10 protein-coding genes are annotated in these 11,446 nt (G+C 59.9%); 6 read left to right on the forward strand and 4 right to left on the reverse strand.

Features of this window, described 5'->3' with window-relative positions; translation table 11 throughout:
- Positions 1 to 49 precede the first annotated feature (49 nt).
- From GOW31_RS10280 to GOW31_RS10290, 3 genes are read right to left on the reverse strand one after another with little or no spacing between them, the layout of a single operon-like run.
- A complete protein-coding gene (locus GOW31_RS10280) occupies positions 50 to 829 on the reverse strand; it encodes a carnitinyl-CoA dehydratase (protein WP_171169801.1) in 780 nt (259 codons plus the stop codon).
- Between the two features lie 3 nt (positions 830 to 832).
- On the reverse strand, positions 833 to 2,848 hold the full coding sequence (locus GOW31_RS10285; RefSeq protein WP_171169803.1) for an acetate--CoA ligase family protein: 2,016 nt from the start codon (positions 2,846 to 2,848) through the stop codon (positions 833 to 835).
- 2 nt (positions 2,849 to 2,850) lie between these two features.
- Entirely contained in the window at positions 2,851 to 4,011 is a 1,161-nt protein-coding gene (locus GOW31_RS10290) for an acyl-CoA dehydrogenase family protein (protein WP_152460401.1), read from the reverse strand.
- A gap of 80 nt (positions 4,012 to 4,091) precedes the next feature.
- Here GOW31_RS10290 and GOW31_RS10295 point away from each other — a divergent pair, with 80 nt between their 5' ends.
- A complete protein-coding gene (locus tag GOW31_RS10295) occupies positions 4,092 to 5,039 on the forward strand; it encodes a GlxA family transcriptional regulator (RefSeq protein WP_171169805.1) in 948 nt (315 codons plus the stop codon).
- A gap of 54 nt (positions 5,040 to 5,093) precedes the next feature.
- Here GOW31_RS10295 and GOW31_RS10300 read toward each other — a convergent pair whose 3' ends face one another.
- The gene (locus GOW31_RS10300; protein ID WP_152460402.1) at positions 5,094 to 5,696 is read right to left on the reverse strand and encodes a helix-turn-helix domain-containing protein; all 603 of its coding nucleotides are present in this window, start codon (positions 5,694 to 5,696) and stop codon (positions 5,094 to 5,096) included.
- Positions 5,697 to 5,843: 147 nt separating this feature from the next.
- On the opposite strand from GOW31_RS10300, the gene glyA reads away from it, so the two are divergent.
- The 5 genes from glyA to GOW31_RS10325 all read left to right on the forward strand — a co-directional run bounded on the left by glyA (position 5,844) and on the right by GOW31_RS10325 (position 11,353).
- On the forward strand, positions 5,844 to 7,097 hold the full coding sequence (gene glyA / locus GOW31_RS10305) for a serine hydroxymethyltransferase (RefSeq protein WP_171169807.1): 1,254 nt from the start codon (positions 5,844 to 5,846) through the stop codon (positions 7,095 to 7,097).
- An 11-nt stretch (positions 7,098 to 7,108) separates the two neighbouring features.
- Positions 7,109 to 8,494: a dihydrolipoyl dehydrogenase gene (lpdA, locus tag GOW31_RS10310; protein ID WP_171169808.1), complete on the forward strand. Its 1,386-nt coding sequence runs from the start codon at positions 7,109 to 7,111 to the stop codon at positions 8,492 to 8,494.
- A gap of 14 nt (positions 8,495 to 8,508) precedes the next feature.
- Positions 8,509 to 9,453: a lipoyl synthase gene (gene lipA, locus GOW31_RS10315; RefSeq protein WP_171169810.1), complete on the forward strand. Its 945-nt coding sequence runs from the start codon at positions 8,509 to 8,511 to the stop codon at positions 9,451 to 9,453.
- Between the two features lie 25 nt (positions 9,454 to 9,478).
- Positions 9,479 to 10,852 carry a sodium:alanine symporter family protein gene (locus GOW31_RS10320; RefSeq protein WP_171169813.1) on the forward strand — a complete coding sequence of 458 codons (1,374 nt, stop codon included), beginning with the start codon at positions 9,479 to 9,481 and terminating at the stop codon, positions 10,850 to 10,852.
- A gap of 78 nt (positions 10,853 to 10,930) precedes the next feature.
- Positions 10,931 to 11,353 carry a universal stress protein gene (locus GOW31_RS10325; protein ID WP_171169815.1) on the forward strand — a complete coding sequence of 141 codons (423 nt, stop codon included), beginning with the start codon at positions 10,931 to 10,933 and terminating at the stop codon, positions 11,351 to 11,353.
- Positions 11,354 to 11,446: the final 93 nt, after the last annotated feature.

Below are 11,446 nucleotides of genomic sequence, written 5' to 3' on the forward strand. Positions count from 1 at the left end.
GGATCAGTAAATGGTAAATTCACGCTCTGCGATCACGGGAAACGTCTGCCTATTTCCCTTTCCAGACCGGGTCTCTTTTCTCGGCAAAGGCGCGCGCGCCTTCCAGCTGATCTTCGCTGGCATAGAGAACGTCCACGGTTCTGAGCTGACGCTTGGTGATGCGGTTCATGGCATCCTGAAACTTGGCATCTTCGGCATCGCGTACGATTTCCTTGATCGCGGCATAAACCAGGGGCGGTCCCGAGGCCAACAACCGGGCCAGTTCCCAGGCGCGGTCCATCAGTTGATCCGAGGTGACGATCTCGTTCACCAACCCCCAGCGATTGGCTTCCTCGGCGTCGAACCAACGGCCCGTAAGCAGCAACTCCATCGCGATGTGGTAAGGGATGCGCTTGGGCAGTTTGACGCTGGCCGCATCCGCGACAGTCCCCGAGCGGATTTCCGGCAGGGCGAACGTGGCGTGATCGGCGGCAAGGATCATGTCGGCTGACAGGGCCAACTCCAGCCCGCCGCCACAGGCGATGCCGTTGATGGCCGCGATCACGGGCTTGTTCAGGTCGCGCAGCTCTTGCAAGCCGCCGAACCCTCCGACGCCATAGTCCCCGTCTACCGCATCCCCGTCGGCGGCTGCTTTCAGGTCCCAGCCGGGGCAAAAGAACTTCTCTCCGCCGCCCGTCAGAATGGCCACGCGCAGCCCTGGATCGTCGCGAAACGCGGCGAACACCTCACCCATCCTGCGGCTGGTGACAAGATCGATGGCGTTGGCCTTGGGCCGGTCCAGCGTCACCTCAAGGATCGCTCCGTCGCGGCGGGTTTTGATCGGGTCCATATCTCAGGCCTTTCTTATCAGTGCATCCACGGCAACGGCCTTGTCCGGCGTGCACAGGAGCGGGTTAATCTCGACCTCGCCAAGCGTGTCGGCATTTTGCATGACATAGGCCTGAACGGCCTCGACTGCGGCGATGATTGCATCCATATCAGCCGCCCGTTGGCCGCGATAGCCTGCCAAAAGCGGGGCAATTTTTAATTTGCCGAACGCGGCACGGATGTCCTCGGGGGTGCTTGGCACCAGCACTGACGCCGTATCGCGCAGGATTTCGGTCAGCACGCCCCCCGCCCCCAATGTCAGGACGAACCCATGCGCCGGGTCACGGACGACACCGACCAGCAATTCAGCAACGGTTCCGGTGATCATCTCTTCGATCAGGATGCTATCTGTGCCAATTTCGGCTGCGACAACGGCCACATCCTCGGCCTTGATGCCCAGCCGAACAGCGCCGTGTTCGGATTTATGCGCAAGCCCAACACCTTTCACGGCAAAGGGGGTCGCCATGTCCTGCGCGGCCGAATGGGCCTCTGCCGGGCCGCAAACCGTGCGGCTTTGCGGAACTTGCAGGCCGCATTCGGCCAGCGCCCGTTTCGATTCGCCTTCGGTCAGGGTTTGGGTCGCCTCGGCCGTTGCCGGCAACCAGACAGGATGCGCGGACGGTGGCGAAATCTGACCCGCGGCGCGCGTGGCCGCCAGCGCTTCGCGCAATCCCATGAATGGAACGACACCACCGGCCATCAGGTCTTGGGCGACGTCTTCAGGCAGAAGTTCAGGCAGCGTCGCAACAATCGCAAACCGGGCGCCGGTTTCAGCACGCACTTTCAACGCAGCTCGGGTCGCGCAACTCCAGTCGGTCGGATCGGTCGTCGGATAGTCGACGATCGAGAACGTCAGGTCGATGTCGTCACCCGTCATGCCCGACCAGGCCTGTGCCATCGCCTCTTCGTCGCGCCAGATATACGTGTGATAATCCAGCGGATTATTCAACGCGACCATAGGGCCAAGCGCGTCACGCAAGCGCGCCCTTTTGTCATCGCTCAACTGCGGAAAACTCAGGCCCGTACCAACCGCCATATCCGCGATCAGGCTCGCCTCACCCCCTGAACAACTGATCGAAGCGATGCGGCCACCCGGCAGCGGCCCATAGCAATGCAACAGTTTCAGCGTCTCAAGAAAGTCCGGCAACGCGGACAGACGCGGAATGCCCAGCCGGTCCAGAAGGGCCTGCGCGCCCGCATCGCTGCCTGCAAGCGACGCAGTGTGCGAGACTGTCGCGGCCTGTGCCTGCTCCGACGCACCCACTTTCAGGGCGACCAGCGGGATGCCCTTGGAATAAGCCTTGGCGGCCAGCGCCTCCCATTCCCGGATGTCCTTGAACCCTTCGATATGCAGACCCATGGCGGTTACGCGCGGATCATCGATCAAGGCCGAGGCGATTTCGGCCTGGCTGGTCTGGGCCATGTTTCCGCATGCCATCATGTAGGCAATCGGCAACCCACGTTTCTGCATGGTCAGGTTGATCGAGATGTTCGAGCTTTGTGTCAGGATCGCCGCGCCCTTGTCCACAGGGGTGGCCCCGTGCTGGTCCGGCCACAACAGCGCCCCATCCAGCGCGTTGATGAAGCCATAGCAGTTCGGACCAAGAATGGGCATGTCACCGGCTGCGGCAATCAGTTGATCCTGCAAGTCCCCGCCGGTGTCATCTTCGGCAACGGCCTCGGAAAAGCCCGAGGCAAAGCACACCGCCCCACCTGCGCCCATACTGGACAGGACACGAACGGCCTCGATGGTGGCGTGGCGGTTGATACCGATGAAAACCGCATCCGGGGCTTCGGGCAGGTCCTCGATGTGGTCGAAAACCTTGTGGCCCTCAATTTCCGACGCTTTGGGATGCACCGGCCAGATTTGACCTGCATAGCCCATGCGTTCGGATTGCAGAACAACCTGCTGACACCACGCGCCGCCACCGATGACGGCGATGGCTTTCGGGCGCAGCAGCCGGGTCAGGTCTTTGTTCATGGTCAGGCGCCCAGGGGACGTAGAAGATCGCGGCTGATGATGTGGCGCTGAATTTCGCTGGTGCCGTCCCAGATGCGCTCGACCCGGGCATCACGCCAGAACCGTTCGATCGGGAAATCGTCCATCAAACCCATACCCCCGAATATCTGAAGTGTGGTATCCGTCACCCGCGCCAGCGTTTCCGAGGCATAGAGCTTGGCCGAGGCAATCTCGCGGTTCGATGGCAGGTTTTGATCCAGACGCCACGCGGCCGCGAGTGTCAGCCAATCGGCGGCATCGATCTCGGTGATCATGTCGGCGATCTGGAAGCCGACGCCCTGAAACTTGCCGATGGGCTGGCCGAACTGTTTGCGCTCGGCCGCATAGTTCAGCGCATAGTCAAAGCAGCGCCGCGCGCGACCGACCGAGAACGCCGCAACCGTCAGGCGGGTTGCGTAAAGCCATTCGTTCATCACGGCAAAACCGCCATCAACCTCGCCCAGGACCTGTGCGTCAGGCAGACGGCAGTTGTCGAAATACAAGATATAGTTCTTGTAGCCCTTGTGGCTGACCGAGTTGTAGCCCTCGCGCACTTCAAACCCCGGAGTACCGCGATCCACCAGGAAAGTGGTGATGCGTTTCTTCGGGCCCTTGGGAGTTTCGTCCACGCCGGTCGCGATGAAAACGATGAAGAAATCCGCATGTTCCGCGCCCGAGATGAAATGTTTCGATCCGTTGACAACCCAGTCGCCGCCATCGCGCACCGCCTGGCATTTCATACCACGCACATCCGAACCCGCATCCGGTTCGGTCATCGCCAGAGCGTCCATCTTGTCGCCACGTACGGCAGGCAAAAGATACCGTTCGCGCTGCTCGTCGTTGCAGGCCATAAGGATGTTCTGCGGGCGCCCAAAGAAATGCGTCAGCGCCATTGACCCGCGGCCAAGCTCGCGCTCGACCAAGGTGAAATCCAGATGAGACAGACCTGCGCCGCCGACTTCCTCGGGGAAGTTGCAGGCATAAAAGCCCAGATCGATACATTTCTGCTTGATCTGCTCACCCAGCTCAGGAGGCACGGTTCCCGAGCGCTCGACCGCGTCTTCATGCGGGTAGATTTCGTTTTCAACAAAGCTTCGGACCGTCGAGACGATCATGTCCTGTTCTTCTGTCAGACCAAACTGCATGGCGCGTGTTCCCTGGATCGGTGGTTGACCAACCAAACGCCATCGCTCATGGTCGCGACATGCAGAGTTGATATCAAATCATGCCAAATTCGAAAATTTTGACGCGACACTACAACATCCTGCTCTTCAACGGGTTTTCGAACCATTGCCTTGCAAACATGGTCGAACCGCTCAGGGCTGCGAACAACCTGTCGAGGCAGGTTTTGTATTCATGGCGTTTCTGTTCCATGGACGGAGACCCCGTGCAAAGTTCCAGTGGCCTTGTCGTTACACCGAATGGTTCAATCTCTGACCAGCAAGGCGACGTTCTGGTGGTCATGCCGTCTTATGGATATCGCAAGCTGGACACGCGATCGACCACACGCATCGTGCTGGCTGCGGCCCGAAAACACCGGCAAGTGGCAGGGTTGGATACCGGCAGCTGGCTGCTGGCCCGGGCCGGTTTGCTGGATGAGCACCGGGCAACCATTCACTGGGACGAACTTTCCCGGTTCGAAGAAAGCTTTCCGGCCGTGGATGCGGTGCAGGAACGTTTTGTCATCGATGGCAACAGGCTGACCTGTTCCGGGGCCATGGCCGCGTTCGATCTGGCCTCGGCCCTTATCCGCAGGGATCACGGCCCTCTTCTGTCCATGGAAGTCGGGCATCTTCTGATGAGCCGAAATGGGCAGGATCATTACCCTTTGCCTCTGAAGTCCGAAGACACTTTGGTCAATCGCGCACTGGCCGTCATGCAGGCGAACCTTGAAACACCTCTTTCGATCAGGGAACTGGCCCGCAAGATCGGGTGTTCGCAAAAGCGGATCGAAATGCGCGTTCAGGCGGAGCTCAAGACCAAGCCGCAGGCGCTGTACCGCCGAATGAGACTGAACCTTGCACGCAATCTGGCAGAAGATACCGAGCAGTCCATCGCCGAAATCGCCGGTCGATGCGGATATGAAAACGCCAGCGCTATGACGCGGGCATTCAAGGCAGAATTCGGCCAGACACCGACGGCGTTTCGCCACCGAAGCCTGTCTGACGGCTGAAACGGGTGCGCATGGCGATGCCCGCTTTTCTGGAAAACCACAGAACCCTGGGGGCTATTCCAGCGAAACCCACAGCACCTTGGCGTCTTCTTCGCTGGTCGAAATACACCCATGCCCCATTCCGCTGTCATAATAAAGCGAGTCACCGGCCTTCATTGGCAAAGGGCGGTAATGTTCAGAAACGAAGATGAGTTCACCGCTGAGCACATACATGAATTCTTCTCCGGAATGTCGGATCCACGTCTCGAACTCCGACAGGTCGCGCGCCTTGATTGTCGCGATATAGGGCAGCATTCGCTTGCTGGTCAGTTCGGGGCAAAGCAGTTCATGCAGGTAAGTGGGCGTATCCTTGAATTCTCCCTCGCCCTTCGGAGTGAAATCACGGCGGCCTGAAATGCCGGATTGACCCGACTGAAGAAACAACTGCGGGGTGCTCATATCCAGGGCCTGTGTCAGACGCCGTACAATGTCAAAGCTTGGCTTCGTCTGGTTGTTTTCGATCTTGGACAGCGTCGAGCGCCCGATACCCGCAGCGCGGCCGGCTTCTTCCAGAGTCCACCCTTTCGCGCGCCGCGCATCGCGGATGGAGCGGCCCAGAGCCTCTCCTTCATCCTGAAATTCCTGTCCGGAAACATCATTTCGGCTTTCGTCGCCCATTGAATTCCCCCTGTTTTATTAAAGGTTACATGCCTCCCAAAATATACGCAACTTCTTGAATAAGAGATTTTTGTTGCCTAAGGCGCATTATTTCCCCTATAGGAAACAAAGTTTCGCACTGAGGATTCGGGGCAAAAGGAGGAGACTATGTTCAAAACGTCGCTGATTGAGGCAGATCCCGTCATTGCTGCGTCCATTTCGCGCGAGGGTGAACGCCAGGCGGAACAGATCGAGTTGATCGCCTCGGAGAACATTGTCTCGAAGGCCGTGATCGAAGCGCAGGGTTCGGTCTTGACCAACAAATACGCCGAAGGCTATCCGGGCCGCCGCTATTATGGCGGCTGCGAATATGTTGACGAGGTCGAAGTCGAGGCGATCAAACGCCTCAAGAAGCTGTTTGGCTGTGAATATGCCAACGTTCAGCCCCATTCCGGCGCACAAGCCAACGGGGCCGTCAAGTTAGCGCTGCTGAACCCGGGCGATACCATTCTTGGCATGTCGCTGGACGCAGGTGGCCATCTGACCCACGGTGCGAAACCGGCGCAGTCCGGTAAATGGTTCCGGCCCGTGCAGTACGGCCTGACCGATGCAGGGCTGATCGATTATGATCAGGTCGCCGAATTGGCGCGGGCGGAAAAGCCCAGGCTGATCATCGCAGGTGCGTCCGCCTACTCACAAAAGATCGACTTTGCCAGATTCCGTGAAATCGCGGACGAGGTTGGCGCATGGCTGCTGGCCGATATGGCTCATATTGCCGGATTGGTGGCGACCGGCCTGCACCCCTCGCCTGTAGGACACGCACATGTCGTGACCTCGACCACGCACAAGACGCTGCGCGGCCCTCGTGGCGGCATCATCCTGACCAATGACGAGGCGCTGGCGAAAAAGATCAACTCGGCCGTATTCCCAGGCCTGCAGGGTGGCCCGCTGATGCACGTCATCGCAGGCAAGGCGGTGGCCTTTGGCGAGGCACTGAAACCCGAATTCAAGGAATACATGCAGCGCGTCGTTGACAGCGCATCGGCCTTGGCCAGCGTCATGATGGCGCGCGGATGTAACATCGTTTCTGGCGGCACCCAGAACCACCTGATGCTGGTCGATCTGCGCCCGATCGGCGTAACCGGCAAGGACGCCGAGGCGGCGCTCGAACGGGCCGGCTTTACCTGCAACAAGAACAGCGTTCCCGGAGATCCGGAAAAACCCACCATCACCAGCGGCATCCGTCTGGGCACCGCCGCCGGGTGCAGCCGTGGCTTTGGCCCGGAAGAGTTCAGGCAGATCGGCCATCTGATCGGTGATGTTCTGGAGGCGCTCGCGAAGTCTCTTGACGGTGACGAAACCGTCGAAAAGGAAACCCGCAAACAGGTTCGCGCTCTTTGCGCAAGCTACCCGATCTACTGAGAGTGCGCGAAATGAATACCTATGACCTCATCGTTATCGGGGGCGGACCGGGCGGCTATGTTGCCGCGATCCGCGCGGCTCAGCTGGGGCTGAATGTGGCCTGTGTCGAAGGGCGCGGCGCACTGGGCGGTACCTGTCTGAACGTGGGGTGCATCCCCTCCAAAGCGTTGCTGACCTCCTCGGCCAAATATGCCGAGCTTGCACATCTCTCCTCCCATGGCATTGCGGTCGAGGGGGCCAGCATCGACGTCAGTGCGATGATGGGGCGCAAGGACAAGATCGTCGGAGATCTGACCAAGGGCATCGCGTTCCTGTTCAAGAAGAACGGCGTCGATCTGATTGAAGGCTGGGCCAGCATCGCGGCCACTGGTCAGGTCAAGGTTGGCGACAGCGTATACGAAGCAAAGAACATCCTGATCGCGACAGGATCCGAGCCGACCTCACTGCCGGGGATCGAGATTGATGAGCAGGATGTGCTCAGTTCCACCGGCGCAATTGCGTTGCAGAGCGTTCCGGATCATCTGGTGGTGATCGGTGCGGGTGTCATCGGACTGGAGCTGGGTCAGGTCTGGGCACGATTGGGTGCCAAGGTCACTGTGGTCGAATATCTGGATCGCATTTTGCCCGGCATCGATGGCGAGATCGCAAAGCTGGCTCAGCGGGCGCTGTCCAAACGCGGTTTGAAGTTCCAACTGGGCCGAGCCCTCAAATCGGTTGAGAAAACCGCGGCTGGCCTGACCCTGACCGTGGACCGCCTCGGCAAGGACAAGCAAGAGGCGATCGAGGCCGACAAGGTTCTGATCGCTGTGGGCCGTCGCCCGGTGACGCGCGGGCTTGGGCTGGAAGAGCTGGGCGTGGCCGTGAACCCGCGTGGCTTCGTCGAAGTCGACAGCACATTCCAGACGTCGGTGCCCGGCATCTATGCCATTGGTGATTGTGTTCCCGGCCCGATGCTGGCCCACAAGGCCGAAGAGGACGGCGTTGCCTGTGTCGAGATGTTGGCCGGCGAAGAAGCCGGTCATGTCGATTACAACACCGTGCCGGGTGTGGTCTACACCGATCCCGAAGTGGCCTCGGTTGGTCAGACCGAAGAGGCCCTGAAAGACGCGGGCGTCGAATATGCTGTCGGCAAGTTTGCCTTCATGGCCAATTCGCGGGCGCGCTCGACGGGTGAAACAGATGGCGCGGTCAAGGTTCTGGCCGGTTCCGACGGCAAGATCCTCGGAGCCCATATCTGCGGTGCCCATGGCGGCGATCTGATCGCCGAGCTGGTACTGGCCATGACTAAAGGCGCGACGGTCGCCGAGGTTGCAGCAACCTGTCATGCGCACCCGGCGATGGGCGAGGCGGTCAAGGAAGCCTGCCTCGATGCCATGGGCCGCGCAATCCACGCGTAAGTGAGGACAGCCAGATGACCATCCAGCTTCGACCACGTCACCCGGAAAAGGCCAAGAAGGCCGACAGTGTCATCCCGCGCAAACCGAAATGGATTCGCAAGAAGAAGATCGAAAGCGCCGCGTATTACGAAACCCGGCGTCTGATGCGGGATCACGATCTGGCAACGGTCTGCGAAGAAGCGGCCTGCCCCAATATCGGCGAATGCTGGTCCAAGCGCCACGCCACCATGATGATCATGGGCGAGATCTGCACGCGGGGCTGTTCGTTCTGCAACGTGGCCACCGGCCGCCCCGATGCGCTGGACGCGTTCGAACCCGGCAGGGTTGCGGCGGCGGTCAAGAAACTGGGCCTGCGCCACGTGGTGATCACGTCGGTTGATCGCGATGATCTGGCCGACGGCGGGGCCGAGCATATCGCCCAGACAATCCGCGCCGTACGCCATCAGAACCCCGGCACCACTGTCGAGGTTCTGACCCCCGACTTCCTGGGCAAGGGCGACGCCGCAAAAATCGTCTTTGACGCAGCGCCGGACGTGTTCAACCACAACCTGGAAACCGTCCCGCACCTGTATCCGACGGTTCGCCCCGGCGCGCGCTATTATGCCTCGCTTCGGCTGTTGGACGATGCCAAACGCTCGAACCCCGAGATTATCACCAAGTCGGGTCTGATGGTCGGGCTGGGTGAAACTCTGAACGACGTGCGTCAGGTGATGGATGATCTGCGCGCGGCCAATGTCGATTTTCTGACGGTCGGGCAGTATCTGCAACCGACACCGAAACATCATCCGATTGACCGGTTCTGGTCACCCGAGGAGTTCGCCCAACTGGAACAGATCGCCCGTTCCAAGGGCTTTTTGCACGTGTCAGCCACGCCGCTGACCCGTTCGTCGTTCCATGCCGACGAAGATTTCACTGCCCTCAAGGAGGCCCGCCAGCGGGCCATCGCGACCGGGGCATAAACCAAACGCAAATGGGAGGGAAACCATGGAAGCGTTAAATTCAATCGTAGGGGCCATCAATGGCGTCGTGTGGGGGCCGCTGATGTTGGTTCTCATCCTCGGCGTTGGCTTCTTCCTGCAGGTCGGGCTGAAATTTATGCCGATCCTGCGCATTGGCACAGGCTTCAGCCTGTTGTTCGAAGGCCGTGAAGGGCAGGGCGAAGGGCAGATCAGCCCGTTCAACGCACTGATGACTTCGCTGTCGGCGACCATCGGTACAGGTAACATCGCCGGTGTGGCCACTGCTGTCTTCCTGGGCGGTCCAGGCGCCTTGTTCTGGATGTGGATGACCGCCCTGGTGGGCATGGCCACCAAATATGCAGAAGCCGTCTGCGCCGTGAAATATCGCGAGAAAGACGAACTGGGCAACTATGTCGGCGGCCCGATGTACTACATCAAGAACGGTCTTGGTGCGAAATGGGCCTGGCTGGGCGTGGCTTTTGCTCTGTTCGGCGCGGTTGCTGCCTTCGGCATCGGCAACGGTGTGCAGGCCAACGGTGTTGCTCAGGTGCTGGAAGCCAATTTTGGCCTGAACACCTCGGTCACTGGCGTTGTTCTGATGGTTTTGACCGCAGCCGTTATCCTGGGTGGTATCACCCGCATCGGTGCGGTTGCCGGTAAGTTGGTTCCCTTCATGGCCGTTGCCTATATCATCGCGGGCCTGCTGGTTCTGCTGATCAACATCGGCAACATCGGACATGCGCTGTCGCTGGTCTTTACCTATGCGTTCACCCCGTCCGCCGCCGAAGGTGGTTTCGCGGGTGCAGCCGTCTGGGCCGCCATCCGCTTCGGTGTGGCACGTGGTGTGTTTTCGAACGAGGCCGGTCTGGGTTCGGCCCCGATCGCGCACGCCGCTGCCGAAACCAAGGGTCCGGTCAACCAGGGCCTGATCGCGATGCTGGGTACGTTCATCGATACCATCATCGTCTGCTCGATCACCGGTCTGGCCATCATCGCGTCGGGTGCATGGACATCGGGTGAATCCGGTGCGGCGCTGACCAGCCACGCGTTCGAATTGTCGCTGCCAGGTATCGGCGGGTATCTGATCGCCATCGCTCTGTCGATCTTTGCCTTCACCACCATCCTCGGCTGGTCGTTCTACGGCGAGAAATGTGTCGAGTTCCTGCTGGGCGTGAAATCCCTGATGCCCTATCGCGTTCTGTGGATTGTGATGATCTACTTCGGCGCAACCGCGGATCTGGGCTTCATCTGGCTGCTGGCCGATACGCTGAACGCCATGATGGCCATCCCGAACCTGATCGCCCTGGCGCTGCTGAGCCCGATCGTCTTCAAACTGACGAAAGAGTTCTTCGCCTCGGGCGGCAAGTCCGAAGAGCCGGGCGGCACACCTGCCAAATAAGCTCGGCCCGACCAAAACGGGGGGCCATCCCGGCCCCCCGCCTTTGAAACCGAATTCAATATCTCGAGGAGAGACGTGATGGCCACGAAAATCCTGCTGCCCATTGATCACACCGACGACCGCTCGTGGAAACTGGCCCTGCCGACCGCCTTGGAACAGGCAAAATTCTACGGTGCCGAACTGCATGCGGTTGCCGTCATCCCCGAGATCATCCAGCTGCCAAACCTGCCCGCCAACTATGGTGCCGGCGCAAAAGACCACGTGCGGGGTGCGGTTCAGGCGATTCTGGATCATGCCGAGGCTTCCGACGTGCCGGTCCATGTCGAAGAAGGCAGTGTTTACCGCGAAATCCTGAAGCTTGCCTACAAGGAAGGCTTTGATCTGATCGTCATGGCATCGACCAAGGGCGATTTTCCGAACTACGAGATTGGCCCGAACCTGGCCCGTGTCGTGCGCAATGCGCATTGCACCGTCATGGTCGTCCGCGACCAGTCCCGCTGATTGAAAGGTTGAAGAAATGACCACACCGAAGCGCACGCCTCTCCACTCTTTGCACGTCGAGCTTGGCGGCAAGATGGTTGATTTTGCGGGTTG

This window comes from Ruegeria sp. HKCCA0370 (assembly GCF_013033705.1).
Taxonomy (GTDB): Bacteria; Pseudomonadota; Alphaproteobacteria; order Rhodobacterales; family Rhodobacteraceae; genus Ruegeria.

Coding starts and splice junctions, on each gene's coding strand:
- GOW31_RS10280 (WP_171169801.1), bottom strand. CDS start 829: ATGGACCCGATCAAAACCCGCCGCGACGGAGCGATCCTTGAGGTGACG.
- GOW31_RS10285 (WP_171169803.1), bottom strand. CDS start 2,848: ATGAACAAAGACCTGACCCGGCTGCTGCGCCCGAAAGCCATCGCCGTC.
- GOW31_RS10290 (WP_152460401.1), bottom strand. CDS start 4,011: ATGCAGTTTGGTCTGACAGAAGAACAGGACATGATCGTCTCGACGGTC.
- GOW31_RS10295 (WP_171169805.1), top strand. CDS start 4,092: ATGCCAAATTCGAAAATTTTGACGCGACACTACAACATCCTGCTCTTC.
- GOW31_RS10300 (WP_152460402.1), bottom strand. CDS start 5,696: ATGGGCGACGAAAGCCGAAATGATGTTTCCGGACAGGAATTTCAGGAT.
- glyA (WP_171169807.1), top strand. CDS start 5,844: ATGTTCAAAACGTCGCTGATTGAGGCAGATCCCGTCATTGCTGCGTCC.
- lpdA (WP_171169808.1), top strand. CDS start 7,109: ATGAATACCTATGACCTCATCGTTATCGGGGGCGGACCGGGCGGCTAT.
- lipA (WP_171169810.1), top strand. CDS start 8,509: ATGACCATCCAGCTTCGACCACGTCACCCGGAAAAGGCCAAGAAGGCC.
- GOW31_RS10320 (WP_171169813.1), top strand. CDS start 9,479: ATGGAAGCGTTAAATTCAATCGTAGGGGCCATCAATGGCGTCGTGTGG.
- GOW31_RS10325 (WP_171169815.1), top strand. CDS start 10,931: ATGGCCACGAAAATCCTGCTGCCCATTGATCACACCGACGACCGCTCG.